At 67.1% G+C, this 25,447-nt stretch carries 24 protein-coding genes; 11 read left to right on the forward strand and 13 right to left on the reverse strand.

Features of this window, described 5'->3' with window-relative positions; translation table 11 throughout:
• Positions 1-9: 9 nt before the first annotated feature.
• The 4 genes from ACFVWG_RS38295 to ACFVWG_RS38310 all read left to right on the forward strand — a co-directional run bounded on the left by ACFVWG_RS38295 (position 10) and on the right by ACFVWG_RS38310 (position 6,649).
• The gene (locus ACFVWG_RS38295) at positions 10-2,829 is read left to right on the forward strand and encodes a carbohydrate-binding protein (protein ID WP_391548407.1); all 2,820 of its coding nucleotides are present in this window, start codon (positions 10-12) and stop codon (positions 2,827-2,829) included.
• A gap of 10 nt (positions 2,830-2,839) precedes the next feature.
• The gene (locus tag ACFVWG_RS38300) at positions 2,840-3,961 is read left to right on the forward strand and encodes a ThuA domain-containing protein (protein WP_391548408.1); all 1,122 of its coding nucleotides are present in this window, start codon (positions 2,840-2,842) and stop codon (positions 3,959-3,961) included.
• A 202-nt stretch (positions 3,962-4,163) separates the two neighbouring features.
• Positions 4,164-5,663 carry a S10 family peptidase gene (locus ACFVWG_RS38305; protein WP_391548409.1) on the forward strand — a complete coding sequence of 500 codons (1,500 nt, stop codon included), beginning with the start codon at positions 4,164-4,166 and terminating at the stop codon, positions 5,661-5,663.
• 98 nt (positions 5,664-5,761) lie between these two features.
• Complete coding sequence (locus tag ACFVWG_RS38310; RefSeq protein ID WP_391548410.1) at positions 5,762-6,649, forward strand: NlpC/P60 family protein; 888 nt, start codon at positions 5,762-5,764, stop codon at positions 6,647-6,649.
• A gap of 222 nt (positions 6,650-6,871) precedes the next feature.
• Here the strand turns inward: ACFVWG_RS38310 and ACFVWG_RS38315 are convergent, their stop codons facing one another.
• Complete coding sequence (locus tag ACFVWG_RS38315; RefSeq protein ID WP_391548411.1) at positions 6,872-7,255, reverse strand: GNAT family N-acetyltransferase; 384 nt, start codon at positions 7,253-7,255, stop codon at positions 6,872-6,874.
• Complete coding sequence (gene map / locus ACFVWG_RS38320; RefSeq protein WP_391548412.1) at positions 7,252-8,100, reverse strand: type I methionyl aminopeptidase; 849 nt, start codon at positions 8,098-8,100, stop codon at positions 7,252-7,254. The genes ACFVWG_RS38315 and map overlap by 4 nt, the downstream gene beginning before the upstream one ends.
• Positions 8,101-8,147: 47 nt before the next feature.
• On the opposite strand from map, the gene ACFVWG_RS38325 reads away from it, so the two are divergent.
• Positions 8,148-8,339 carry a hypothetical protein gene (locus tag ACFVWG_RS38325; protein ID WP_391548413.1) on the forward strand — a complete coding sequence of 64 codons (192 nt, stop codon included), beginning with the start codon at positions 8,148-8,150 and terminating at the stop codon, positions 8,337-8,339.
• 59 nt (positions 8,340-8,398) lie between these two features.
• Here the strand turns inward: ACFVWG_RS38325 and ACFVWG_RS38330 are convergent, their stop codons facing one another.
• Positions 8,399-9,010, reverse strand: coding sequence for a histone H1-like repetitive region-containing protein (locus ACFVWG_RS38330; protein ID WP_391548414.1), 612 nt, complete (start codon positions 9,008-9,010; stop codon positions 8,399-8,401).
• Between the two features lie 304 nt (positions 9,011-9,314).
• On the opposite strand from ACFVWG_RS38330, the gene ACFVWG_RS38335 reads away from it, so the two are divergent.
• The gene (locus tag ACFVWG_RS38335; protein WP_391548415.1) at positions 9,315-10,007 is read left to right on the forward strand and encodes a helical backbone metal receptor; all 693 of its coding nucleotides are present in this window, start codon (positions 9,315-9,317) and stop codon (positions 10,005-10,007) included.
• A gap of 63 nt (positions 10,008-10,070) precedes the next feature.
• Positions 10,071-10,247 (forward strand): hypothetical protein, encoded by a 177-nt coding sequence (locus tag ACFVWG_RS38340; protein WP_165952739.1) that lies wholly within the window; start codon positions 10,071-10,073, stop codon positions 10,245-10,247.
• A gap of 8 nt (positions 10,248-10,255) precedes the next feature.
• On the opposite strand, the gene ACFVWG_RS38345 is transcribed toward ACFVWG_RS38340, so the two are convergent.
• Positions 10,256-10,753, reverse strand: a complete 498-nt coding sequence (locus ACFVWG_RS38345) for an NUDIX hydrolase (protein WP_391548416.1) — start codon at positions 10,751-10,753, stop codon at positions 10,256-10,258.
• A gap of 257 nt (positions 10,754-11,010) precedes the next feature.
• Between ACFVWG_RS38345 and ACFVWG_RS38350 the strand changes: the two genes are divergently transcribed.
• Complete coding sequence (locus ACFVWG_RS38350; RefSeq protein ID WP_391548417.1) at positions 11,011-11,913, forward strand: aldo/keto reductase; 903 nt, start codon at positions 11,011-11,013, stop codon at positions 11,911-11,913.
• A 3-nt stretch (positions 11,914-11,916) separates the two neighbouring features.
• The gene (locus tag ACFVWG_RS38355; protein ID WP_391548418.1) at positions 11,917-13,074 is read left to right on the forward strand and encodes an alpha/beta hydrolase family protein; all 1,158 of its coding nucleotides are present in this window, start codon (positions 11,917-11,919) and stop codon (positions 13,072-13,074) included.
• Here ACFVWG_RS38355 and ACFVWG_RS38360 read toward each other — a convergent pair.
• Positions 13,071-13,547, reverse strand: a complete 477-nt coding sequence (locus ACFVWG_RS38360; protein ID WP_391548419.1) for a GNAT family N-acetyltransferase — start codon at positions 13,545-13,547, stop codon at positions 13,071-13,073. The genes ACFVWG_RS38355 and ACFVWG_RS38360 overlap by 4 nt on opposite strands.
• A gap of 50 nt (positions 13,548-13,597) precedes the next feature.
• Here ACFVWG_RS38360 and ACFVWG_RS38365 point away from each other — a divergent pair, with 50 nt between their 5' ends.
• Positions 13,598-14,149: a TetR/AcrR family transcriptional regulator gene (locus ACFVWG_RS38365; protein WP_391548420.1), complete on the forward strand. Its 552-nt coding sequence runs from the start codon at positions 13,598-13,600 to the stop codon at positions 14,147-14,149.
• On the opposite strand, the gene ACFVWG_RS38370 is transcribed toward ACFVWG_RS38365, so the two are convergent.
• From ACFVWG_RS38370 to ACFVWG_RS38390, 5 genes are all read right to left on the reverse strand, one after another.
• A complete protein-coding gene (locus tag ACFVWG_RS38370) occupies positions 14,138-15,574 on the reverse strand; it encodes an RNB domain-containing ribonuclease (RefSeq protein ID WP_391548421.1) in 1,437 nt (478 codons plus the stop codon). The two genes, ACFVWG_RS38365 and ACFVWG_RS38370, sit on opposite strands and share 12 nt — an antisense overlap.
• A 9-nt stretch (positions 15,575-15,583) precedes the next feature.
• Positions 15,584-16,687, reverse strand: a complete 1,104-nt coding sequence (locus ACFVWG_RS38375; protein WP_391548422.1) for a bifunctional RNase H/acid phosphatase — start codon at positions 16,685-16,687, stop codon at positions 15,584-15,586.
• Entirely contained in the window at positions 16,684-17,394 is a 711-nt protein-coding gene (locus ACFVWG_RS38380) for a zinc ribbon domain-containing protein (RefSeq protein ID WP_391548423.1), read from the reverse strand. Before ACFVWG_RS38380 ends, ACFVWG_RS38375 begins: the two co-directional genes overlap by 4 nt.
• Positions 17,395-17,457: 63 nt before the next feature.
• Positions 17,458-18,609 carry a Nif3-like dinuclear metal center hexameric protein gene (locus ACFVWG_RS38385; protein WP_391548424.1) on the reverse strand — a complete coding sequence of 384 codons (1,152 nt, stop codon included), beginning with the start codon at positions 18,607-18,609 and terminating at the stop codon, positions 17,458-17,460.
• A 23-nt stretch (positions 18,610-18,632) separates the two neighbouring features.
• Positions 18,633-20,264, reverse strand: a complete 1,632-nt coding sequence (locus ACFVWG_RS38390) for a glycoside hydrolase family 13 protein (RefSeq protein WP_391548425.1) — start codon at positions 20,262-20,264, stop codon at positions 18,633-18,635.
• A gap of 93 nt (positions 20,265-20,357) precedes the next feature.
• Here ACFVWG_RS38390 and ACFVWG_RS38395 point away from each other — a divergent pair, with 93 nt between their 5' ends.
• Positions 20,358-21,554, forward strand: a complete 1,197-nt coding sequence (locus tag ACFVWG_RS38395) for an ROK family protein (protein ID WP_391548426.1) — start codon at positions 20,358-20,360, stop codon at positions 21,552-21,554.
• On the opposite strand, the gene ACFVWG_RS38400 is transcribed toward ACFVWG_RS38395, so the two are convergent.
• The 3 genes from ACFVWG_RS38400 to ACFVWG_RS38410 are packed head-to-tail and all read right to left on the reverse strand — an operon-like array spanning position 21,538 to position 24,655.
• A complete protein-coding gene (locus ACFVWG_RS38400) occupies positions 21,538-23,052 on the reverse strand; it encodes a glycoside hydrolase family 3 N-terminal domain-containing protein (RefSeq protein ID WP_391548427.1) in 1,515 nt (504 codons plus the stop codon). The genes ACFVWG_RS38395 and ACFVWG_RS38400 overlap by 17 nt on opposite strands.
• A 32-nt stretch (positions 23,053-23,084) precedes the next feature.
• The gene (locus ACFVWG_RS38405; RefSeq protein WP_391548428.1) at positions 23,085-24,005 is read right to left on the reverse strand and encodes an ornithine cyclodeaminase family protein; all 921 of its coding nucleotides are present in this window, start codon (positions 24,003-24,005) and stop codon (positions 23,085-23,087) included.
• On the reverse strand, positions 24,002-24,655 hold the full coding sequence (locus tag ACFVWG_RS38410) for an aconitase X swivel domain-containing protein (RefSeq protein WP_391548432.1): 654 nt from the start codon (positions 24,653-24,655) through the stop codon (positions 24,002-24,004). Before ACFVWG_RS38410 ends, ACFVWG_RS38405 begins: the two co-directional genes overlap by 4 nt.
• Between the last annotated feature and the right edge of the window lie 792 nt (positions 24,656-25,447).

The raw sequence follows: 25,447 nt of genomic DNA on the forward strand, positions 1-25,447 counted from the left end.
GAGTGCCCCATGAGCACAAAAGGTGTCCGGCGGATCTCCTTACTGATCACCGCCGTCCTGACCGCCGCGCTGGGTCTCAACGCATCCACTGCGCAAGCGGGTTCGACCATCCCACCCGGCGACTACCAGCAGATCTCGCTCGCCAGCGGCGCGAACGAACTCGGCGAAGCGATGTCACTCGCCGTCCTGCCGAACCGGTCCGTCATCCACACCGCTCGCGACGGCTCGGTCCGGATCACGGATGTGAACGGCACCACCTCGCTGGCCGGCAAGCTCAACGTCTACACGCATGACGAGGAAGGGCTGCAAGGCGTCGCGGTCGACCCGAACTTCGCGACGAACCGCTTTGTCTACTTGTACTTTTCCCCGCGCCTGAGCACCCCGGACGGCGATGCGCCGACCGATGGCACGCAGGCAGACTGGGACGCCTGGAAGGGTGAGCTGCATCTGTCGCGGTTCACCCTCGCGGCCAACAACACGCTCGACCTGGCCAGCGAGAAGATCGTTCTGCGGGTGCCGAACGATCGCGGTCAGTGCTGCCACGTCGGTGGCGATCTCGACTTCGATGCTGCTGGCAACCTCTATCTGACCACCGGCGACGACAGCAACCCGTTCCAGTCCGACAGCTACACGCCGATCGACGAGCGGACCACCCGCAACCCGCAGTTCGACGCGCAGCGCACCGCGGGCAATACCAACGACCTGCGCGGCAAGCTGCTGCGGATCAAGCCACAAGCCGACGGCACCTACACGATCCCGTCCGGCAACATGTTCGCCCCGGGGACCGCGCAGACCCGCCCGGAGATCTACGCGATGGGATTCCGGAACCCCTTCCGGATGAGCGTCGACAAAGCGACCGGCATCGTCTACCTGGGCGACTACGGCCCGGACGCCGGCGTCACCGACCCGAACCGCGGCCCCAACGGACAGGTCGAGTTCGACCGGATCACGGCCCCGGGCAACTTCGGCTGGCCCTACTGCACCGGCACCAACACCACCACCGAGACCTACAACGACTACCAGTTCCCGAGCGGCCCGTCCGGCGCCAAGTTCAACTGCGCGGCCGGAGTCACCAACAATTCGTTCCGCAACACCGGCCGGACCACACTGCCGCCCGCACAGCCGGCCTGGATCCGGTACGCCGGTGATGCCGGTACGCCGCCTGAGTTCGGCAACGGTGGTTCCGAGTCGCCGATGGGCGGCCCGGTCTACCGGTACGACGCCAATCTCAACTCGCCGGTCAAGTTCCCGGCCTCGCTCGACGGGCGCTACTTCGCCGGTGAACTCGGTCGCCAGTGGATCAAGGCGATCGAGGTAACCAGCAGCGGTGGCGTCGGCGACATCGGCGCGTTCCCGTGGAACGGCACCCAGGTGATGGACATGGCCTTCGGACCGGACGGCGCTCTCTACGTGCTCGACTACGGCACCGGTTCGAACAACCAAGCACTGTGGCGGATCGAGTACATCGGCGCCCAGAACCGCAACCCGGTCGCCAAAGCAGCCGGTACGCCGACCTCGGGCGGGCGGCCGCTCACAGTCGCGTTCTCATCCGCGGGCAGCTCGGATCCCGAGGGTGGCGCGTTGACCTACCGCTGGACGTTCGGTGACGGCGGCACCTCGACGCAGGCCAACCCGTCGTACACCTACAACACGGCAGGCAACTTCACCGCGACGCTGACCGTCACCGACCCGACCGGGTTGACGGGTTCGGCGAATGTGCAGATCAGCGTCGGCAACACCGCGCCGACCGTCAATCTGACCTCGCCGGTTGACGGCCAGCTGTTCTCGTTCGGGGACACGGTTCCGTTTCAGGTATCTGTCAGCGATCCAGAGGACGGAACGATCGACTGTTCGCGGGTGAAGGTGACCTACTTCCTCGGGCACGACGTCCACCAGCACCAGATCACCTCCAAGAACGGTTGCAGCGGGTCGATCGCCGTACCGGTGGATGGCGAGCATGATCCAGCGGCGAACGTGTACGGCGTGTTCGATGCGGAGTACACCGACAACGGCGGCCTGACCACGCACAGCGTCCACAAGCTGCAGCCGCGACACCGGCAGGCGGAGCACTTCTCGGCGCAGTCCGGCATCCAGTTGGCCGACCACGCGACGGCAGAGGGCGGAAAGACCGCCGGGTATGTGGACAACGGCGACTGGATCTCGTTCACGCCGTACGCGGTCAGCAATGCGACATCGTTCACAGCTCGGGTCTCGTCCGCCGGTCCTGGCGGCACGCTAGAGGTGCGCGCCGGTTCAGCGACCGGAACGCTGCTAGGTACGGCGACCGTGGCATCCACCGGAAGCTGGGACACATTCACGAACGTGTCCGCCAACCTGAACAACCGCCCGGCCGGGACCACCACGTTGTTCCTGGTCTTCAAGGGTGTCACTGGTCAGGGCAACCTGTTCGACCTGGACGCGTTCACGCTGAACACCTCCGCGACCGGCGGGAGCACAACCGAGGGCGAGGCGTTCACCTCGCAGTCCGGCGTACAGGTCGCTGCTCATGCGGCAGCCAGTGGTGGCGCCACGGTCGGCTTCATCGAGAACGGCGACTGGGCCGGGTACTCCGGTGTCAGCACCGCCGGCATGCACGGGTTCAGCGCGCGCGTCTCGTCGGCCGGATCCGGCGGCACGCTTCAGGTCCGCGCCGGCTCGGCGACCGGCACGTTGCTGGGATCGGTCGCCGTACCGGTCACTGGCGGCTGGGAGACCTTCCAGACGGTGTCCACCACCTTGAACGCGTCCGCGAGTGGTCCGTTGTTCCTGTCCTTTGTCGGCGGCGCCGGAAATCTGTACGACGTCGACACCTTCACCGTGACTCCCTGAGGGGCTTGCCATGACTACTTTCACGCGACGTACCGCACTGATCGCCGGTGGACTCGTGGTCGCCGGCCTGAACAACCTCCCCGCGTTCGGGGCGCCGTACCAGGTGCTGGTGTTCAGCAAGACGGCCGGATTCCGGCATGACTCGATCCCGGCCGGCATCCAGGCGATCCGGGACCTCGGCGCCGCGAACGGATTCACCGTCACCGCGAGCGAGGACAGCAACGTGTTCACCACGTCGTCGTTGGCGGCGTACAAGGCAGTGATCTTCTTGAGCACGACGGGCGACATTCTGAACGACACTCAGCAGGCGGCCTTCGAGTCGTACGTCAACGGCGGCGGTGGGTACGTCGGCGTCCACGCGGCCGCGGACACGGAGTACGACTGGCCGTACTACGGGCAGCTGTGTGGCGCGTGGTTCCACAGTCACCCCGCGATCCAGCAGGTGACCGCGCGTGTCGAGGACCGCACCCATCCGTCGACCGCACACCTCGGTACGACGTGGGTGCGGACCGACGAGCTGTACAACTACCGCACCAACCCGCGCCCGAACGTGCACGTGCTGATCAACTTGGACGAGTCGACCTACACCGGCGGCAACATGGGTGATCATCCGATCGCCTGGTACCACGCGCAGGGCTCCGGCCGCTCGTTCTACACCGGTTTCGGGCACACCATCGAGTCGTACTCCGACCCGGTGTTCCGGCAGCACCTGCTCGGTGGGATCCAGTACGCCGCTGGTGCCGGGTCGACGCCTCCAGTCACCCAGATCGAGGGTGAGGCGTTCACGTCACAGTCCGGCGTTCAGGTGGCTGCACACAACGGAGCCAGCGGTGGTCGGACACTCGGCTACATCGACAACGGTGACTGGGCTGGATACGCGCAGGTGAACACAGCCGGCAAGACGTCGTTCAGTGCCCGGATCTCGTCGGGTGGCGCGGGTGGAACGATCCGCGTCCGCTCCGGCTCAGCGACTGGACCAGTGCTCGGCACAGTCGCCGTACCGGTCACTGGCGGTTGGGAGAACTTCCAGACCGTCTCAACCACCCTCACCCCAGGTACAGGTCCGCTCTTCCTCACCTTCAGTGGCGGGTCAGGTTCGCTGTTCGACATCGACAGCTTCACCCTGAGCTAGCCAGCAAACGAACCCGCCCGTGCCACCAGTGGTGGCTGGAGACAGCAAGTGGGGGCCGGAGACCTGTGCCACGGGGTCCCCGGCCCTCACAGCCTGTCTCACGCCCCAATAGCCCTTCCCGTGCCACCAGTGGTGGCGCGGGCCGCGGGGTGGGGGCGGATGGGGGGGAAATCCGGTTCGGGGGTGATCTAGGGTGCTGGGCATGGCGACGGACGAGAGCACCAAGGCGACCACCGAAGAGACCAAGCTGGCCTCTCAGGACAAGAAGCCGGCGGCGCCGGTGGACGATCTGGTGGCGACCCGGCACACGCTGACCATCGGCGGGCGCGAGCTGAAGTACACCGCGACCACCGGGCGGATCGTGCTGCGGGAGGAGGTGCTGACCGACGGCAAGTTCGACGGGCACCAGCCGAAGGCGGAGGTGTTCGTGACCGCCTACACGCTGGACGACGCCGAGGCGGCCGACCGGCCCGTCACGTTCGCGTTCAACGGTGGGCCGGGGTCCTCGAGCATCTGGCTGCACCTCGGGCTGCTCGGTCCGCGCCGCGTCGTCTCGGGTGACGCCGGTTCGGTGGCAGCACCGCCGTACCGGCTGGTGGACAACGACGAGAGCCTGCTGCTGCACAGCGACCTGGTCTTCATCGACCCGATCTCGACCGGGTACTCGCGGGCCGCGGAGGGTGAGAAGCCGGGTGAGTACCACGGCTTCACGCGCGACCTGGAGTCCGTGGGTGAAGTGATCCGGCTGTGGACCTCGCGGAACGGGCGATGGATCTCGCCGAAGTTCCTCGCCGGTGAGTCCTACGGTACGACGCGCGCCGCCGGACTGGCCGCCCATCTGCAGACGCGGTACGGGATGTACCTGAACGGCGTGATGCTGATCTCGGCCGTGCTGGAGTTCGGCACCCTCGACTTCACGCCCGGCAACGACCTGCCGTACACGCTGTTCCTCCCCACGTACGCCGCGATCGCGCACTACCACGGCCTGATCCCGGACCGGACGCTCGAGGAGCTGCTCGCCGACGCCGAGCGGTTCGCGGCCGGCCGCTATCCGAATGCGCTTGCCCAGGGCAACCGTATCCCCGACGACTTCCGCGCCGAGGTGATCGGCCGGATCGCCGCGCTGACCGGGCTGAGCGAGGACTACATCGACCGCGTCAACCTGCGGATCGAGCACCAGCGCTTCTACACCGAGCTGCTCCGTTCACAGCGCCGTACCGTCGGTCGCCTGGACGGCCGCTTCACCGGCTGGGAGGCCGACTACGCGATCGATGCGACCGGCAACGATCCTTCGTTCGCCGCGATCATCGGGCCCTACAGCGCGGCCCTGAACCACTACGTCCGCGCCGAGCTCGGCTACGAGAACGACCTGCCGTACGAGACGCTCAGCTGGGAAGCCGCGAAGAACTGGTCCTACAAGGAGTTCGAGGGCCAGCAGATCACCGTCGCCGACAAGCTCGCCGAGGCCCTCCGCACCAACCCGCACCTGAAGGTGCACGTTGCCTCCGGCCACTACGACGGCGCCACCCCGTACTTCGCCACCGAGCACACCCTCGCGCGCCTGCAGATCCCGCGCGAACTGACCGGCAACATCGAGGTCAAGTACTACGCCGCCGGCCACATGATGTACGTCCACGACGAGTCCCGCGTCCAGCAATCCGCCGACCTGGCCGCCTTCATCGCCGCCTCCTCCAACCGCTGACCCGCAGGTACGGGCGAGCTACGGGCAGCGACGCGAGCACGCCGGCTCCTAGGGTCCCTGCTGACCGCTCAACCGACGGTCGAACCAGGGAGAAGCGAATGTTCACCAACAGACCAATCCGACCGCGTCGATCAGTTCCGGCGATACTGCTCGCGGCGCTGGCATTCCTTGCCGCCGGCCTCGTCGTGGCCTCCCCGGCCGCGGCCGCACCGATCAGCAACCCGAGCCTCGAGATCCCGGTGGCCTGCCCGGGTGCTCGCGCCGTCATCCAGGTCACGTGGGAGGGCACCCGCTCCGCCAGGGTGCACTGGGAACTGACCGACTCGGGCGCGGACCGCGAATCACCGGTGATCAAGATGGTGGCCAGGGACCCGTCCGGCGCCGGCGCGAGCTGGGTCTTCCCGGACGGCGCAAAGGCGTTCACGCTCAGCGGCGGTAAGGGCAGCTCCGCCAGCGGTGTCGACAGCTGGGACCCGGCCGGTATCGCCCAGTTCAACCACCTCGAGATCTCGGTCAGAAACGGCGCGGACGCCGAGACGGCGGAATGCTCGGTCGTGCGGAAGATCTACAACTTCAGCCGACTTGCTTACGCGGACGCGCTCAGCCAGAGCGACAAGTCCTACGTCCTGAATACGGCCGGCCCCAACACGTTCGACTGCTCCGGCCTCGTTCACTTCACCTACAACCGCGTAGCGAACTTTCCCAACTGGTCGCGTATGTCGTCGGCGCAGCAGCACAGCTGGGCGTCGTCGGCCGCCAGCGACAACAACTCGGATCTGAGCAATCTCCACAGCCGCGATGCCATCAAGGTCAGCCGCGGTGAGCTACAGACCGGGGACCTGATCTTCTACGACGGCCATGTCGGCTACTACGCCGGTGATGGGCGGATGTACTCGGCCTTGAACCCGACTCTGGACATCGGCTACACCGACGTCGACTACACAACCCCCTTGGGCTACTACCGCGTCGTTGGCGTCACCAGCTAGCCACCAAGCCTTTGTGTGGATCTACTGCCTCTCAGAGGCAGTAGATCCCCGCTGATCGACAATTTTCGCAGAGCCAGCGGCTCAGCTGCCCACCATCATCTGCCTTCGCCCTCGTACATCGAGTTGATGTCGAACAGCCCGCGCAGTACACGAGACGGTCACAGCGTTCGCCTGGTCCGCACCCTCGTTCACGCGGCAGAGTGACAGCTGAGGGGTTGTCGGCTACGGGTAGATGCGGAAGCCTGAGAACGTGCGGTGGTGCTCGTAGGACTTGTAGAAGTCCTCGGCGGTGTCGGTGATGAGATCGATGCGTTGAGCACCGGTGAGGGGGTGCGCGAACTCGATGAGCGCGCGCCCCACGCCCTTGCGGCGGTAGTCCACGTGCGTGGCCATCATCGACAGGTACGACGCGATGTGGCCGTCGCTCAACAGGTACGCGAACCCGATCACCAGCTCGCCGTCGAGCGCCACCACGCTCGTCACACCCGGCGCGGTCAGCGTCGCGTGCGCACGGTCGAGGTCCGCACCGAAGCTCGACCAGCCCTCGGCCTCGCACAACGCGACGACGCCGGACAGATGCGATTGCTCGTACGGCGTGATGTTCACGGCAAGGTGAGGATCTCGGCGCCGGTGTCGGTCACGACGAGGGTGTGCTCGAACTGCGCCGTACGGGACTTGTCTTTGGTGGTGGCGGTCCAGCCGTCATCCCACAGGTCGTAGTCGTACGTGCCGAGCGTCAGCATCGGCTCGATGGTGAACGTCATGCCGGGCTCGATGACGTCGTCGAACCGCTCGTCGTCGTAGTGCGGAATGATCAGACCGGAGTGGAACGACGTCGCGATTCCGTGACCCGTGAAGTCGCGGACGACGCCGTACCCGAAGCGCTTGGCGTAGGACTCGATGACGCGGCCGATGATGCTGACCTGGCGACCGGGCTTCACGGCCTTGATGCCGCGCATCAGCGCCTCGTGCGTGCGCTCGACCAGCAGGCGGCTCTCCTCGTCGACGTCGCCGACCAGGAACGTCGCGTTGGTGTCGCCGTGCACGCCGTCGAGGAACGCGGTGATGTCGACGTTGAGGATGTCGCCGTCCTCGAGCGGACGGTCGTCCGGGATGCCGTGGCAGATCACCTCGTTCACCGAGGTGCACAACGACTTCGGATAGCCGCGGTAGCCCAGCGTCGACGGGTACGCACCGCGCTCGACCAGGTATTCGTGGCCGACGACATCGAGCTCGTCGGTCGTCACACCCGGCTTCGCGGCGTCACCGACCGCCTGCAGCGCTTGTGCGGCGAGTTTGCTCGCCACCCGCATCTTCTCGATCAGGTCCGGCGACGTGACGTAGGAGCCGTCGTACGGCGTCGGGGCGGGCTTGCCGACGTATTCGGGACGCGGAATGGCGGCAGGAACTTCGCGGCGCGGCGAGATGGTGCCGGGAGTAAGGATCGACATGGTGGGAACATCTTAGTGAGCGACGCCAAGAACCCCGGGAGGTGGTCATGCCGAACAGCGACGATCACAGCAACGAGTGGTACTACAACACCAAGACCGGCCAGGTCGAGCCGTACCAGGGCGCCAAGTCCGGTGACCGGCTCGGTCCCTACAGTTCCCCCGAAGAAGCGGCCCGGGCGTTGGAAATAGCCCAGGAACGCAATGAGGCCTGGGACAAGCAGGACCAGGACGAGGACTGACCGAAACACCTGAAGGGCCCCGTCAGATCAGATCTGACGGGGCCCTTTCGGTTGGTAAATCAGCGCGCGGCGACCTTACGGGCCGGAGCCTTGCGCGCCGGTGCCTTGCGAGCTGCGACCTTGCGGGCCGGAGCCTTCTTGGCGACGGTCTTCTTGGCCGGCGCCTTCTTCGCCGCGACCTTGCGGGCCGGGGCCTTCTTCGCCGCGACCTTGCGAGCCGGGGCCTTCTTGGCGGCGACCTTCTTGGCCGGCGCCTTCTTGGCCACGGTCTTCTTGGCGGCGACCTTCTTGGCCGGAGCCTTCTTCGCGACCGTCTTCTTGGCGACAGTCTTCTTCGCGGCGACCTTCTTGGCCGGGGCCTTCTTCGCCACGGTCTTCTTGGCTACGGTCTTCTTCGCCGGCGCCTTCTTGGCCACGACCTTCTTGGCCGGAGCCTTCTTCGCGACAGTCTTCTTCGCGGTGGTGGCCTTCTTCGCCGGGGCCTTCTTCGCCACCGTCTTCTTGGCGGCGGTCTTCTTTGCCGCACTCACCTTCTTGGCGACTGTCTTCTTCGCTGTAACCTTCCGCGCGGTCGTCGTCTTCGCGGCGGTGGTCTTCTTCGCGACAGTCTTCTTGGCGGGAGAAGCCTTCTTGGCTGTCGCCTTCCCTGCGGCTGCCTTCGTGGCTGGCACTTCTGCCTCCTTGTGCGGCTGAGGAAAACCACGGTGGATTCCTCGTCGTTCCTGATGATGACAACACTTTGTGGCTTCGTAAAGCACCCGAAACACCTTGAGGTCAAGGCGACCGGCGGAGAAACGATCGCGGAATTTCCGAAAAGCGTTGTGCAGAAGGGATTCCACCGCACGCCGGTGACACCGCAGGGCGTGAATAAATTCTTGACGACACGCGCACAAAACTCGTGTCGAACGGCCGTTTGGCACAGTGTTGTCGTGGGCAACGGCCTCGAACCGATACAGCAGACGGAGTGTTGAAGTGATGCGCGTGGTCAGTCTTGTGCCGTCGTTGACGGAGTCGATCGCGGTCACGCACGCACACCTTCTCGTCGGTGCGACGGACTGGTGCACACACCCCGCGGACCTCGATGTGGTGCGTGTTCGCGGCACGAAGAACCCCGATCTCGAACGCATCGAAGTACTCGCTCCGGACCTCGTGATCGCGAACGCCGAAGAGAATCGCGCGGTCGATCTCGACGCGTTGCGTGCTCGCGGCATCACCGTGTGGATGACATCACCGAGCACTGTCGACGAAGCACTCGATCAACTCGAAGAGATGCTGCTCGCGATCACCGACGACATCCCGGCGTGGCTACGTGCTGCGCGTTCGGTGTGGAGTACGTCGTACGACGGTCCGCGCCGGAGTGCCGTCATACCGATCTGGCGGCGGCCGTGGATGGCATTGGGGCGGGACACGTTCGCGGGTGATCTGCTGACCCGAATCGGCATCGACAACGTGTTCGCGGATTCGGCCGAACGCTATCCCCGGTTCGACCCCGAAACATTGCCGCCGTACGACGTCGCGGTGTTGCCGGACGAGCCTTATGCGTTTGCACCCGACGACGGGCCGGAGGCATTCCGGCAGCCGGCGAAGTGTGTCTCAGGGCGGCATCTGACCTGGTACGGACCCTCGCTGGTGGAAGCGCGAGCGCTCCTCAGCGAACAGCTCAGGTGACCTACGACACGATTGCTGCTGGTTCAGGTAGACAGTAAGGGTTGCCTCACCTACGCTCGCCTCGTGCCGGAGATGACCGCGAAGAAGAAATGCTGCAAGGACAAGCCGAGGTGCAAGAAATGCCCGGTGGTCCTGAAGCGGCTGGCTGATGCCGGCTGCGCGGAGCGGCTCGACCGGGTGCACTACAAGGTCGACAAGAAGGTCCCGAAGAAGGTGCTGAAGGAGGCGCGCTCCCGGTAACTACCGGTTCAGGAGGCGCGCCGCAGCGTGATCGTGTCGGTGGCCTCGCGGAGCAACCCGGGGATCGTGACGTGCGCGGCCTGGCCGGTCGCCTCGAGGTCGTCGCCCCACCACCAGCCGTGCGCGCTGATCGTCTGCAGCTCCAGCTCCTCCTGGTTCGCGAACGTGACGTCGACCGCATCGACCGCGACCGCGAAGAACGTCTGCGTCTGGATGATCCGGCAGCCGCCCCACTCGAACTCGATCGTGTTGGTCGCCACCGGCGTCCCGAGCGCGTCCTTCGGCAGCACGATGCCGACCTCCTCGCGCAGTTCCCGGCACGCGGCCGCCACGATCGTCTCGCCGGCCTCGACCCCGCCGCCGATCGTGAACCAGTACGGAACGTCGGGTTTCAGCGGATCCCAGCCGTGCAGGAGCAGCACTTTGCCGTCCGGGCGCACCGGCAGCACACGAGCCGTCGTCCGGCGGACGACGGTACCTGGAGGTGGCAACCGAGATTCACTCACACCACAAAACGCTAGACGACGTTCCGCAACTCATGTCGGGCAATGCGGCGCGTCTCCCGAGTTGTTGCCGCAGACATCTAGGGTGCGGTTGGTGATTCCACGCCGTAGCGAGCATGTGCTCGGTGCGGTGCATCGGCGTGCTGGAGGGGAGGCCTCGATGCTTTTCCATCGTGGTCTTTCCTCCAGTGCGGCGAGGTGCCGTGCTGAGCGCAGCGCAGTAGGCGTGGAATTGCCAGCCACGCCCTAGGATCAAAGGCATGAGCGCGCGTATCGGTCTAGGCCTGGCAGCCCTCGGCAGGCCTGGCTACATCAACCTGGGTCACGACGACGATCTGCCGACCGGAAGGGCCGTTGAGGATCTGCGCCAACGCACGCACGAGCTGCTCGAGCAGGCGTGGCGTGCGGGTGTTCGCTACTTCGATGCCGCGCGTTCGTACGGGCTTGCCGAAGAGTTCCTCGGTGAGTGGCTGACGCCGGAACGCCGGGCCCAGCTGACCATCGGCTCCAAGTGGGGCTACACGTATGTCGCGGACTGGCAGCACAACGCCGAGACGCACGAGGTGAAGGATCACGCGCTCGCGACGTTCGAGCGGCAGTGGCCCGAGACCCTGCAGGCGTTGGGTGGTGCACCGGACTTCTATCTCGTGCACAGCCTGACGACCGACAGCCCAGCACTCGCCGATACCAAGTTGCTCGACCGCCTCCGCGAGCTCGCGGACACCGGCGTACGGGTCGGTTTGTCGACGAGTGGACCGCATCAAGCGGCCGCGTTGCGTAAGGCGCTGGAACTCGACGGCCCGTTCACAGCGGTCCAGTCCACCTGGAACGTTCTGGAGACCTCAGCCGGCGCTGCCCTCGCCCAAGCACACGACGCCGGTTGGTTCGTGGTCGTCAAGGAGGCTGTCGCCAACGGCCGGCTCACCGCCAAGGCGGGCGAGACGCCCTTCAACGTCTTCGCCCGCAAACACGGCGTCGCCCCCGACTCCCTCGCGATCGGTACGGCGCTCGCCCAGCCGTGGGCGGACGTCGTACTGAGCGGCGCCACCACCGCCGAACAGCTCGAAAGCAACCTCGCCTCCCGCACCGACGGCCCCCTGGCCGAGTTCGTCCAGCAACCCGACGAGTACTGGACCGAACGCTCCGCCCTCCCCTGGATCTGACAGATGGCTCGCAGGGGGTTGCGGAAGATGCGGACCGGCATCGTGATTTTGGTGTTGCTGGTGGTTGTTGGTGGCGGTGGGTATGTCGGCTGGGTGTTGGTGCAGCGGTCGGCGCCGGTGTCGTTGCCTACGCCGACTGGGCAACTGCAGGTGGGGCGGCAGACGTTCGAGTGGACTGACACGGCACGGAAGGACCCGTACGTCGCTGGGCCGCGGAAGCTGAGCGTGTTCGTCTGGTACCCGGTGGCCAAGGGAGTGACCGGCCGCAAGGTTGCTTATGCGCCGGGACAATGGACCGGACTGCAGTTGAAGGCGCCGGTGTCGATCCTGGAAGGGCCGCTCGACAGCCTGCATGACCCGGCGCTCGATCACGCGGCGGTCGCGCCTGGGCGGTTCCCGGTGGTGGTTCTGTTGCCGGGGATGGGGTTCTCCGCGCCGATGTACGCCGCCCTCGCCGAGGACCTCGCGAGTCACGGTTATCTGGTCGCGGGCGTAACACCGACGTACAGCGCGAATCTCACCGTCCTCGACGGCCGAACCATCTCGAGCATGCCGGCCGCGAATCCATCAAACCTCGGCGACAACTCGCCCGGCGCGATCGAAGCGGGTGACCATCTCGTCAACACCTGGGCCGCCGACGCGCGGTTCGCGGCAACGCAGGTGGCCAAGGAGCTGCCGGACAGCGTCGACACTGCGTTCGGGACGTCGTACGTCGGCCATTCGTTCGGCGGGGCCGCTTCGCTGGAGGCGTGCCGGACCGATGCGCGGTGCGCGGCCGCGATCGACATCGACGGCAGCCAGTACGGCGAGGTCGTGAAGAAGGGTGTCCAGGCACCGATCATGCTGCTCGGTGCCGACGACTCGTGCATCACCAGCGTCTGCGGACCGGACGCCAAGAATGACACTGATCGTGCCCGCGCTTTGTCGTTGCTCAAGGCAAGCACCAACACCTCGTGGTGCGCGACGATCCCCGGCACCCGCCACTTCAACTTCACCGACTACGGCGCCTACTACCTGGCCTGGCCGCTACGGAGGTACCTCCCGCTCGGCACCATCGACCGCCGTCGCGCTCTCACCCTCGAGAACGGCTACGTCAGCACGTTCCTCTCGCACGCGCTCCGCAACACCCCAGCGCCCGGCGCCCCCGCCTGCGCTTCCTAGAGGTCGAGTTCGTAGTTCTGACCAACGACCGGGTCGCCCCAACTGTCGTGCGTCTCGGAGCTGGTGAGGCGGAAGCCGCGCGCCAGGTAGATGTGACGCGCGGCCACTAGCGGCGCGTTCGTCCAGAGCACCATCCGCTTGTAGCCGGCCTCGCGGGCGAACGCGAGGCAGGTGTCGACGAGTTCGGCGCCGAGGCCGCGACCGCGCGCGGCCGGAGTCAGCAACAGCAGTCGTAGTTTCGCGGTCGCCTCGTCGGGCCTGCGGACGCAGAAGATGCTGCCGACGCGTTCGCCGTCCACCTCCGCGATCCAGGCCGCCTCGCGGCGGTCGTCGTGCTCGGTCGCGTACGCCGCGACGATCTGCGCGATCAGCGTCTCGTACGCGAACCCCCAGCCGTATTCAGCCGCATAGGTCTCCGCATGCGACTGCACCACCCAGCCCAGATCCCCCGGCTGTCCCAACTTCCTGATCACCAGAACCCCAATCTACTGACACGACTGTTTCAGTAGTCCATACTAAGCGCATGCCGCCGTCTGCGCGAGAACAGGAACTGCTGGAGCGTGCCTACGAGTACTCGCTCACGCACGGCCTGGCCGATCTCTCGCTGCGCCCGCTCGCCACCGCGATCGGTTCCAGCCCGCGGGTGCTGCTCTTCCTGTTCGGCAGCAAGGACGGCCTGATCCGCGCGCTCCTCACCCGCGCCCGCACCGACGAGCTCGAACTGCTCCAACAGCTCAACAGCCGGTACGACGTACCGCCCGGCCTGACCGTGGTCGCACGCGAACTGTGGACGTGGCTGGCCGCCCCGGAACGCCGGCCGCTGATGGCCTTCTGGGTCGAGGCCTACGGCCGCTCGCTGGTCGCCCCTGACGGCCCGTGGGCGGAGTTCGGCCGATCAACCGTCGAGGACTGGCTCGAACTTCTCAAGGCGAGCCAGCCGGACCCCGGTACGCCGGCCGCGGAGGCGCGTCGTACCGGCGTACTGGCGATGTTGCGGGGTGCGTTGATCGACCTGCTGGCGACCGGCGACCTGGATCGCACGACCGCCGCGGTCGACGCCTATCTAGCTGACTAGCTCGAAGGTGACACTGCGCTTGACGATGTCGGCCTCGACCAGCTTCACCCGGACCGCCTTGCCGAGCGGGAGGTTCGCCGTACCGGTGACGCGTCCCTCGACCGCATGTGCGGAGAGAACGACGATGCCGCGGTTGGGTTCGCGGTCGTCGATGTCGGTGATCACGCCGTCGAACTCGGCCCCGACCTGATCCTTCATGAGACCGGCCTCGACCATGCCGACGATCGCGCGTTCGTAGGCGTTGGCGCGACGGTCGGCCTCTTCCATGATCTTCGGTAGCTCGTCCATCGACTCGCGGACCCAGGCGGGCACCTCGGTGCCAGCCGACAGCGCGAGGCAGATCTCTCCGGCCCAGCGGTCGATCAACCGGCGCAGCGGCGCGGTGACGTGGGCGTACTCGGCCTTCATCGCGGCGTGCTGCGGATGCTCCGGCACACTCCCGTTGAACGTCACGTACCCGGCGCCGCGGAACAGCACCGTGCAGGCCGCGAGCATCGCTGCATGCGCCGGCACCTTCGGGTCGAGTCCGTGGATGAATTGCGCGTACGTCGTCTCGCGCGGCCAGTCGATGCCGAGAGCCTTCGCGGTGTGGCCCAGCTTGTTGCGCAGGTCATCACGAGCCTCGGGCAGGGTCCGCAGGATGCCGATCTTGCCCTTGATCATCAGGTCGGCCGCAGCCATCCCGGTGAGGAGCGAGATCTGCGCGTTCCAGCCCTCGACCGGGAGCGGTGCACGGAACTCGAGACTCCAGGAGCCGTCGTTCGTCACGACCTCTTGATCCGGGATCGGCAGATTCACGCCACCGCGCTCGAGCTCGAGCTGCTCACGCAGCTTGCCGACCTCACGAAGCAGCTGGAGCGATTCGGACGCCGTACCGGCATCGAGGTCCTTCTGTACGCCGGCGTAGTTCAGCTTGGCGCGCGACTTCACCAGTGCGCGTTCGCAGGTGACGCCGGTGCTCTCGCCGCGGGCGTCGAGCGGGATCGTCCACAGCAACGCAGGACGCACCTGGTCGGGCAACAGCGACGCTGCACCCTCAGACAGCTCCGGCGGGTGCAGCGGGGTGCGCTTGTCCGGCGCGTAGAGCGTGACGCCGCGACGACGGGTTTCGGCGTCGATCGGGTCGCCGTACTCGACGAACGCGGCGACATCGGCAATCGCGTAGTGAACGACGTAGCCGTCGCCCGCGCGCTCGATGTGCAGAGCCTGGTCGAGGTCCATCGAGTCCGGCGGATCGATCGTCACGAACTCGAGTTCGGTCCGATCAAGCGCCGGCAACCGCGGCGCCGTACCGGCCTTGACCGCGGCAGCGACCACCTCGGGCGGGAACTCCGCCGGTACGTCGAGCTCCCGGCGGATGTCCTGCATCGACGACCGGAAGATCTCCGGCACCTCGTCGGCGAACCGAACCTTCTGCAATGGCATGGGGTCAGACTAGGGGACCACGTTGAAGGACTTCAGTGAGGCGAGGCCGTCGGCATACCAGTGGACCTCGGTGATGGTGGCCGGGCGGAGCTCCATCCGGAAGATCGAGGCCATCGGGGCCTGCAGAACGGAGCGAACCATCAGCTTGATAGGCGTGACGTGGGTGACCACGACGACCGTCTTGCCCGGGTAGCGGGCGAGCAGGCCGTCCCGCGCCGAGCGAGCGCGCCGGGCGCAGGTGTCGAACGATTCGCCGCCGGGCGGCGTGACCGTGGTCGACTCCAGCCAGTCGTTGAGCTGATCGGGCCACTTCTCCTGGACCTCGGCGAACGTGTAGCCATCCCAGTCACCGAAGGAGCACTCGACCCAGCCCTCGTCCACCACCGCTTCGAGCCCTAGCCGGGTGGCAACGGTCTCGGCGGTCTGCCGGGTGCGCACCATCGGCGACGTGACGACCGCGTCGACGCCTCCTTGGCGGGCCAGATACTCGGCTGCCGCGGCCGCTTGCGCGAAGCCGGTCTCACTCAGGCCCGGGTTGTCGCCCGTGGATCCGGAGAAGCGCTTCTCAGCGGTGTGCGGCGTCTCACCGTGGCGCAGGAAGATCAGGTGGGTCGGCGGCTCGGTCTCGGGACTCCAGCCCGGCATGCTCTTCTTCCGCTCGTCCTTGGCGACGGCCGGCTTGACCGGCTCGGGCTTCAGCGGGATCGGGACGCCGTCGAGCGCGTTGTTCGCGAGCGCATCGGCGGCGGAGTTCTGCGCGCGCGGCACCCAGGTCCACTTGGTGCCGGACGGCGCGAGACTCCGCGCCTTGACCGCCAGCGGCTTCATGTCCGGGTGCTTGATCTGCCACCGGCCGGCCATCTGCTCGATGACCAGCTTGGAGTCCATCCGCACCTCGATCGAGGCGTTCGGCGCGTACTCCGCTGCGAGCTCGAGACCGGCGATCAGACCGGAGTACTCGGCGACGTTGTTGGTCGCAACGCCGAGCGTCTTGCCGTCCTGCGCGATCACCTCACCCGTCGCCGGGTCGCGCACGAGAGCGCCGTACGCGGCCGGCCCTGGGTTGCCCCGGGATCCCCCGTCCGCCTCGACGATCACGTGCGTATAGGTCATACCGCGGACTCCGCCGTCCGCACCAGGATCCGGCCGCACTCTTCACAGCGCAGTACGGCGTCCGGGGCGGCGGCCTTGATGAGGTTCAGGTCGGACGGCGCGAGCTCCATCCGGCAGCCCATGCAGCGCTTGCCGACGAGCGGCGCGGCGCCGATGCCGCCGTTGTGCTCACGCAGTCGCTGGTACTGCGTGACGAGCGGATCGGGCAGGTCGGCCAGCACCTCGGTGCGCTTCTCGTTGATCCCGGCGCGCTGCTCGTCGAGCTCCTTCAGCGACGCGTCCCGCGAGGCCTCCAGCTCGGTCTGCCGGCCGGCGAACGCCTCGGCGCGGGTCCGCAGCTCGGTCTGCACGACCTCGGCCGCCTCCAGCTTCTCCATCACCTCGAGCTCGGCGTCCTCGAGGTTCGAGATCCGCCGCTCCAGCGAACCGATCTCGTGCTGCAGGTTCTCCAGGTCGCGCGGCGACGTGACCTGACCGGAGTCGATCCGCTGCTGGTTGCGCGCCTTGCGCTGGCGGACCTGGTCGACATCGCTGTCGGCCTTCTTCTGCTCACGCTGCAGATCCCCGACCTCGGTGTCCGCGGTCACCAGCTCGCCGTCGACGACGGACTTCTCCGCGAGGAGCTCGACCAGAGCCTGGTGCTCCGGCAGCGATTTGCGCTTGTGCGCGACCTGATCCAGCTGCAGGTCGAGATCCTGCAGGTCCAAAAGACGGCGTTGGACGGCGGGCTCGGCGTTCAGAGTCGGCTCCTTAGATCGTTCAGTTTGCGCTCAGAGCCGCAAGGTCCATGCGTCAGTGACGAGCGTCGAGATGTGAGTGTCTACGGTACTGCCTTGCGCGGCCAGGTTTTCCCGCAGGAGGCGGTCGGCGTCCTGGAGCCACGGCCATTCGCTGGCCCAGTGGGCGACGTCGACGAGGGCGGGGTCGCCGTACGCCTGCGCTTCGGTGGCGGGGTGGTGTCTTAGGTCGGCGGTCACATAGGCGTCGACGCCGGCCGCGCGCACCTTCGCGAACTCGGAGTCCCCCGCTCCCCCGACGACCGCGACGGAGGTGATGAGGCGGTCAGGATCACCAGCGACCCGTACGCCGTGCTGTGTCTTGGGGAGGTTGTCCGCCACGAGCTGCGCGAACTGCTTGAGTGGGAGTGGCTCCGCCAGTACGCCGACCCGGCCGCCACCGCGTTCACTCGGCAACGAGGCCAGCTCATACACGTCGTACGCCGGTTCCTCATACGGATGCGCAGCCTTCATGGCCGCCACCACCGCACGACGCTTGTGCCGCGGCAGAATCATCTCCAGCCGAGTCGCCGGGACGCGCGACACGTGACCGACGCGACCGATGGCGGGAGTAGCACCCTCGAGGGGACGGAAGGTCTCCTCGCCTGACGAGGTGAAGGCCGCCCGGTCGTAGTTCCCGCCGGGTGAGGGCGAGGCGGCGAGTTGGCCGGCGCCGGCTGCGGCGAGGGCGTCGAGCACGTGCTCGGCCTGCTCCTGCGGGACGAAGACGACGATCTTGTCGAGTGGGTCCGCGGGCATCGGGTTGAGGGGGCGGGTGTCTTGCAGGCCGAGGGCTGCGGCGAGGGCGTCGCTGACGCCGGGGTTGGCGTTGTCGGCGTTGGTGTGACAGACGTGCAGGGCCGTGTTGCTGCGGATCAGGTCGTGGATGACGCGACCCTTGGGGGTGGTTGCGGCGACGCTGTTCACGCCTTTGAGGAGCAGCGGGTGGTGGGTGACGAGCAGGTCGAACTCGCCCGCGATCGCCTCGTCCACCACCTCGCGCATCGGGTCCACGGCGAACAGCACCCGCCGTACCGGCTGGTCCGGATCGCCCGTCACCAGTCCGACCGCGTCCCAGGACTCAGCCCAGGACGGGTCGTACAACCGGTCGAGTACGGCGATGACGTCGGCGAGCCTCGGGTTCACGAGGCCCATCCTCGCAAACCTGGCTAGATCAGCCAGGCGGTGGTGTCGCCGGGGAGTTTGGCGCCTTCGAGCGGACCGCTGGACAGCACGACCGCCGCGTCGTCGGGCAGCTCGACCGGGGCCTCGCCGAAGTTGGTGATCGACTGCCAGCCGCCGGGACGGGTGAAGTGCAGCACCCAGTCGACGCCGTCGTTCCAGGTCAACTCGTTGGCGGTCTGCAGACCACGCCGTACGGCGAGAGCCTTGCGGTAGAGGCTGAGCGTCGACTCGGCAACGCCGGCCTGCGCCTCCACCGAGTACTGACCGAACCACTTGGGCTGGAGCAGGTGCGAACCGCCGGTCCCGAAGCCGAAGGAGAGACCGCCGACCGTCCACGGGATCGGGACGCGGCAGCCGTCGCGACCCTTCTCGGCACCCTTGGAGCGGAAGTACGCCGGGTCCTGCAGGTTGGCCGCGGGGAGTTCGCCGACCTCTTGCAGGCCGAGCTCTTCGCCTTGATACAGGTACGCCGACCCTGGGAGCGCGAGCATGAGCATGATCGCGGCGCGCGCCCGGCGCAGGCCGAGCTCGACGTCGACCGTCGGCTCGGTGCCGTTGCTGAGCAGCCATGCCTTGCCGTCCTGCCAGCCGCCGGTCGGGTCCTTGGGCAGGCCGTAGCGAGTCGCATGCCGGACCACGTCGTGATTGGAGAACACCCACGTCGACGACGAACCGTTCTGGTCGGCGAGCGCGAGGTTCTCCTCGATCACCTGACGGAACTTGTCGTAGTCCCAATCGGCCTGCAGCAGATCGAAGTTGAACGCCTGCCCGAGCCCGTCCGCACTGGCATAACGCGCCCGGCGCGCGGCGGGGACGAACGCCTCGGCGACGGCCGACCGGGGCGGGTCGTACTCGTTCAACACGGTGCGCCACTCGCGATAGATCTCGTGTACGTCGTCCCGGTCCCACAGCGGGTGAATACCGTTCGACTCGGACTGCCGGGGCAGCTCGGTCTTCGACTTGAACGGCTCGGTCAGGTCCTTCACCAGGGCGTGGGCGACGTCGACACGGAAACCGTCGACCCCACGATCGGACCAGAAGCGGAGCGTGGTCAGGAAGTCGTCGCGCACCTCGGGGTGGGCCCAGTTCAGGTCGGGCTGCTCGGCCGCGAACAGGTGCAGGTACCACTGGCCGTCCGGGGTCTGAGCCCAGGCGGAACCACCGAAGATCGAGTCCCAGTCCGAAGGCGGCTGCTCGCCGTCCCCGTCACGGAAGATGTAGCGCTCGCGGGCCGGATCTCCGGGTTGAGCACTGAGCGCCTCCTGGAACCAGACATGCCGGTCGGAGGTGTGGTTCGGCACGATGTCGACGATCAGCTTGATGTTCGCCGCGTGCAGCGCCTCGACGAGCTGACCGAAGTCGTCGAGGGTGCCGAGCCGCGGGTCCACGTTGCGGTAGTCGTCGACGTCGTACCCGCCGTCGGCCAGCGCGGACGGGTAGAACGGGCTCAGCCAGACCGCGTCGATGCCCAGGTCGATCAGGTACGGAACCCGGCTGAGGATGCCCTGCAGGTCACCCACACCGTCACCGTCGGAGTCGGCGAAGCTGCGCGGATAGATCTGGTAGACGACGGCCTGCCGCCACCAGTCGGGGTCAGCCGTCTGGGTACTGGTCACCAAAAGCCTCACTTTTGTGATTAATATAGACTCTAAATTTAGGTTCTGCAGTATTCTGCGCGCGGATCTGCACTGAGGTCAAGAGGGGTCACCATGACGAGCGCTCCGGTCACCGCGGCGACACCGCCGCTGCTTCGCCGCGTCAACGCGGGCAAGCTACTGGGAGTGCTCTCGACCGCCGGAGTGATGACCGGAACCGGCCTGATCCAGGCCACCGGCCTCACCCGCGCCACCGTGCACGCCGTCTGCAACGACCTGATCGGCATGGGCTGGGTGATCGAGCTCGACCCCGGCCGCGACGACACCGCGGTCGGTCGCCCGTCGCGGCGGTTCGAATTCAACAGCCGAGCGGGTTATGTCCTCGGCATCGACATCGGCGCCGGCCGCACGACGGTCCTGGTCGCCGACCTCCGCGGTGTCACGCTGGCCAAAGCCAGTCGGTCGCTGTCCGCAGTGAAGATGCCTGCTGAGCGGACCGCTCAGGTGACCGAGGCCGTCGTCGAAGCGTTGGCGGTTGCTGATGTGTCGGATTCTCACGTGCTCGCCGCGGGTGTCGGGGTCGCTGCTCCGGTCGATCGCGCCGGCAACATCCTGGTCGACGACGAGTTCTGGCGGCGCTTCGACACCGACCTCGGCCAGCGCCTCACCTCCTTGCACGGCTGGCCGGTGCTCTTGGAGAACGACGCCAACCTCGCCGTCCTCGGCGAGCACTGGCGCGGCCAAGGCCAAGGCATCGACGACCTCGCGGTCCTCCTCGCCGGCGAACGCTTCGGCTCCGGTCTGATGGACTCCGGCCGCCTCCTCCACGGCAGCCGCGGCGGCGCCGGCGAAATGCTCTACCTCAAACTGGTCGAAGGCGTCGGCGACACCCACGGCATCGCCCGGATCGCCCGGGACCAAGCCACGGCAATCCTCGCCGACCCAGCAGTCAGTACCTGCTTGCGAAACATCCCTGAAGTCACGGCTGAGGAGGTGTTCGCAGCGGCCGCTTCTGGGGATGAAGTTGCCCTCGGCATCCTTCAGTCGTTGGCGGCTCGGACAGCTCGCGTTGTTGCCACGTTGGGAATTCTGGTCAATCCCGAGTTGGTCGTGCTTGGTGGAGCGGTGGCGGAGGCGGCTGGACAACTGCTCCCGGATATCGAGAAGCAGCTGTCCGGCTACACCAGTACGCCGCCGCGCGTGGCGGTGTCTTCACTCGGCGACGCGATCGTTTCGGTCGGCGCCGTCCGCCACGCGCTCAACTACGTCGAGCAGCACGCACTTGATCTGGAGCTCACGCGCTCCGGGTGAGCGCCCGCGCGACCGCTTCCAGCACGATCACGTTCCGGCCCGAAGTAGTTGCCGACGGCACCCCGGCCGGGACCAGCGCCTGGTCCTCCGGAATGCCCGTGCACACCACGAACACGTCATCACGACGCCCCTGCAGCAAGAACTCCAGCGCCTCGCGAATCCACGGCGTACGACCTGCATCCTGTACGGCGATCACCAGCGGCCGGCCCTTCGCCGCCGCGGCCGCCTTGGCCAGCGCGTCCTCCGACTGCTCGTCCTCGGTCGGGTGATCCTCGAAGAGCGCAGCCTCCTTCTCGGACAACAAGTGCTGGTCGCGCAGAACGACACCATCAGAACCCGGAGCGAGTCGCTTGAAGATCTCCGGCAGGCCGCTGAAGTACGGGTGCCACGCCGGGTGCAGGCCCTGCGTCAGGTCGATCACGTACGGCGTCCCGCCGAGCGCGGGGAAGGTCTGCCCGGCCACAACCCGGTCGCCGACCTCGCGGATCGCGGCGCCGTCGAACGTGGTCTGCCGCTTCCGCTCCGCCAATGACGCCGCCAGCGCCCGCACGCGTCGGGCCGCGTCGGCAACCCGCTCGGCCGGCAGTGAACCGTTGCCCACGGCATCGACAATGTGCTTCGTCAGACCCTGCGGATCGGCCGCACCGATCGCGATCATCGCGAGGTCCGCACCGGCCCGGATCGACGCCACCGTGGCTTCCTCGATCGACTGGTTCTTGGTGATCGCACCCATCTCGAGCGCGTCGGTGGTGATCACCCCGTCGAAGCCCAGCTCCTCGCGCAGCAATCCGGTCAGGATCCGGTGCGACAGGGTGGCGGGCAGGTCGTCGTACCCGGAGAAGACGATGTGCGCGCTCATGATGACCTCGGCCCCGGCCGCGATCGCCGCCTTGAACGGCAGCAGCTCGACCGCGTGCACCGCCTCGATCGACCGATCGACCCGCGGCAGGTCGAGATGCGAGTCGGTGGCCACGTCACCGTGCCCCGGGAAGTGCTTCACGCACGGCACGATCCCGGCGTCGTGCACCCCTTCGATGAACGCGACCCCCTGCCGCGCGACCAGCTCCGGCGTCGTACCGAAGGAGCGCGTCGAGATGATCGGGTTCGCCGGGTTGCTGTTCACATCGACCGACGGCGCGAGCATCAGGTCGATCTCGAGCGAGGCGAGCGTCGCGGCCGCGTCCCGCGCCGAGGCCCGGGTCAGGTCGACGTCGTCGAGATCGCCGAGCGTGCGCGGCGACGAGAGCGGAAACGGGTTCGCCGGACCGAGGTGACTGAACTCGCCGCCCTCGTGATCGATCCCGATGATCACGTCCGGCCGCTCGGCCCGCAGGCTCTGCGTGAGCGCGAGCACCTGCTCGGGGCCGGTCACGTTCCGGGTGAACAGGATGACGGCGCCGAGACCGTCTGCGACGGCGCGGCGCAGGTTGTCGGGGGCGGTGGTCCCGGCGAAGCCGACGATCAACGCGCCGGCAGCATCACGTTCCAGATCGGTCATGCCGACACCCTCTCGCGCGGTGCGCCAATTCGCTAGCCCCTTTCCGAAATCTCACTCTCAAAAACGGCGGTCGCCACCGCGAGGTCCTGCCAGGCCATCCCGACGCTCTTGAAGATCCGCCTTTTCGTGGGATCGATCGGTACGTCGCCGCGCAGCACCGCGCCGAGTTCGACCGCCGCATCCGCGGCAAGGGTCCCGGCCGCAACCGCCTGGATCACGTCACCGGCCTCGGTGGTCGCGGCCGTCTTGGACTCGACGACGACCTGGGCGTCCTTGAAGAGCCCAGCCGGAAGCTCGGCCGCGGTTGGTGTGTGCGAACCGACAGCCACGGCAATCACATCAGGCGCGAGCGTGTCAGGGACGACCGGCGTGGAGGCCGACGTACAGCAGATGACCACACCGGCGGTCTCGAGGTCAGCCGTCGTACCAGCGCGCGCCTCGACGCCGAGCGATCGACCGTAAGCGGCGAGCTCCTCGACAGCCTCAGCCCTCCGGCCGTGGATGGTGAAGTCCTTGCACCACCCAAGCTCGACCAGCAGTCGCAGATGAGCCCGCGCCTGCACGCTCGTCCCCACGATCGCCGTCCGGCCACGCGCACCGCCGAGCGCCGCGATCCCGACCATCGACACCCCAGCAGTCCGTACGGCGGTCAGCTCCACCGCATCGATCACCGCGACGGCGGTCAACGTGCTCGAGTCGAACAACACGTACACGCCCTGAACCCGCGGCAACCCCTTGTCCGGGTTGTCCGGCGCGATCGTCGCGATCTTCACCCCGGTCAGCCGCTCATCGGCCGCCGGCATCAACAACAACTCACCACCAGGCGCCTGAAACCCCGACCGCGCCGCACTCCGCTCCAACGTCCGCGGATCAGCCCCCGCCCGCCGAATCGCCGCCACCACACGCTCCGCCGGCACCGCCAGTACGTCGTCCTCCGTGAACTGCTCGATCATCCAACCTCCATCACTAACCGCTCCCGAAACCCCGCTAACGGCAGCACAACCTCGCCCTCGGACACGAGAATCCCCGCGAGCGTCACCGTCTGCGCATCAAAGTCCATCAGCACGTCGACCACATTGAATGTGAACTGGGCCCGGCCGACCCGACGCCGCTCGAACTCCCCGAGCAGCAGCCTGCGCACGCCTTCGTCCAACTCCTCCGTGAAGAACCTGTGCTCAAGCTCAGACTCCTCGGCCAGGTCGCAGTACCCATCGGACGCGGTGATCGTGGCACGCTCCCAGCCCGACAGCACGGCCAGGTCAGCCGCGGCGACCTCCACGATCGGAATCCCCCGCCCGTAAAGCTCCTCGGCCACCATCGTCCCGATCACCAAAATCGGATCCGCCCGCAACACAACCAGCGCCGCCGGCCCAACGCCCGCCCGCAACATCTCAGCCAACACACTCGCACTAGACGACGACCCCCGACTCCCCGGCATCACCACAACCCGCCCGCCCAACCGCTCACCACACTGCGGATGCCGCTCATCGGTGATCACCCCCGTCGCCGCATCCGCCCCACCCCACAACGACAACGGCTCACCCAGCACCAGCACCCCACCAACCGCCGTACCAGCATGCAAACACCGCCCGCCCAAACCCATCACCCCCACATGCTCCCCCACCCGACACCCATCCCGCGGCTGACGTGCCCGCCCCCACCTTGAGCACCGCCCAACCACCTCGACGGGCCTCCCGTGGTCGACCGGTGCACAAAGTGACCCCGCCACCCCACCTTGAGCACGGCTCAACCACTTCGCCGGGTGCGCTAACACCTTTGTGGATGGTCAGGGCCACCCAACGCCCACCAGGCTCCACAAAGGCGGCATCACGCGGTCGACCGGTGCACAAAGTGCCCCACCACCCGACCTTGAGCACGGCCCAGCCACTCCGACCGGCGTCACGCGGTTGACCGGTGCACAAAGTGACCACGCCACCCCACCTTGAGCACGGCTCAACCACTTCGCCGGCTGCGCTAGCACCTTTGTGGATGGTCAGGGCCACCCAACGCCCACCAGACTCCACAAAGGCGGCATCACGTGGTCGACCGATGCACAAAGTGCCCCACCACCCGACCTTGAGCACGGGCCAACCACTTCGGCGGGCGTCACGTGGTTGACGGGTGCACAAAGTGAACCATCCGCCGGACCTTGAGCACGGCCCAGCCGCCTCGGCGAGCGTCACGTGGATGCTCCGGGTGCACAAGGTGCCTCGCCTTGGGCGGTCGGCCGCGTTATTGGTGAGTTTTTCGTCGCCTGGACCCGAAAAACTCACCGCTAGCGCAAGCTCCGGGCATCACGCACCTCAGCCACAGCCCGTCAGCCCCAGGCAACGTGCACCTCGGTCGCCGACCGCACCATCCCCCTCAGCCATCTGCTTGGCGCGCGCGAAGCTTT

This window comes from Kribbella sp. NPDC058245 (assembly GCF_042882005.1).
Classification (GTDB): Bacteria; Actinomycetota; Actinomycetes; order Propionibacteriales; family Kribbellaceae; genus Kribbella.

Bases quoted from the DNA above. Each gene is read 5' to 3' on its own strand.
- ACFVWG_RS38295 (WP_391548407.1), top strand. From the start codon at position 10: ATGAGCACAAAAGGTGTCCGGCGGATCTCCTTACTGATCACCGCCGTC.
- ACFVWG_RS38300 (WP_391548408.1), top strand. From the start codon at position 2,840: ATGACTACTTTCACGCGACGTACCGCACTGATCGCCGGTGGACTCGTG.
- ACFVWG_RS38305 (WP_391548409.1), top strand. From the start codon at position 4,164: ATGGCGACGGACGAGAGCACCAAGGCGACCACCGAAGAGACCAAGCTG.
- ACFVWG_RS38310 (WP_391548410.1), top strand. From the start codon at position 5,762: ATGTTCACCAACAGACCAATCCGACCGCGTCGATCAGTTCCGGCGATA.
- map (WP_391548412.1), bottom strand. From the start codon at position 8,100: ATGTCGATCCTTACTCCCGGCACCATCTCGCCGCGCCGCGAAGTTCCT.
- ACFVWG_RS38325 (WP_391548413.1), top strand. From the start codon at position 8,148: ATGCCGAACAGCGACGATCACAGCAACGAGTGGTACTACAACACCAAG.
- ACFVWG_RS38335 (WP_391548415.1), top strand. From the start codon at position 9,315: ATGCGCGTGGTCAGTCTTGTGCCGTCGTTGACGGAGTCGATCGCGGTC.
- ACFVWG_RS38350 (WP_391548417.1), top strand. From the start codon at position 11,011: ATGAGCGCGCGTATCGGTCTAGGCCTGGCAGCCCTCGGCAGGCCTGGC.
- ACFVWG_RS38355 (WP_391548418.1), top strand. From the start codon at position 11,917: ATGGCTCGCAGGGGGTTGCGGAAGATGCGGACCGGCATCGTGATTTTG.
- ACFVWG_RS38365 (WP_391548420.1), top strand. From the start codon at position 13,598: ATGCCGCCGTCTGCGCGAGAACAGGAACTGCTGGAGCGTGCCTACGAG.
- ACFVWG_RS38370 (WP_391548421.1), bottom strand. From the start codon at position 15,574: ATGCCATTGCAGAAGGTTCGGTTCGCCGACGAGGTGCCGGAGATCTTC.
- ACFVWG_RS38375 (WP_391548422.1), bottom strand. From the start codon at position 16,687: ATGACCTATACGCACGTGATCGTCGAGGCGGACGGGGGATCCCGGGGC.
- ACFVWG_RS38395 (WP_391548426.1), top strand. From the start codon at position 20,358: ATGACGAGCGCTCCGGTCACCGCGGCGACACCGCCGCTGCTTCGCCGC.
- ACFVWG_RS38400 (WP_391548427.1), bottom strand. From the start codon at position 23,052: ATGACCGATCTGGAACGTGATGCTGCCGGCGCGTTGATCGTCGGCTTC.
- ACFVWG_RS38405 (WP_391548428.1), bottom strand. From the start codon at position 24,005: ATGATCGAGCAGTTCACGGAGGACGACGTACTGGCGGTGCCGGCGGAG.
- ACFVWG_RS38410 (WP_391548432.1), bottom strand. From the start codon at position 24,655: ATGGGTTTGGGCGGGCGGTGTTTGCATGCTGGTACGGCGGTTGGTGGG.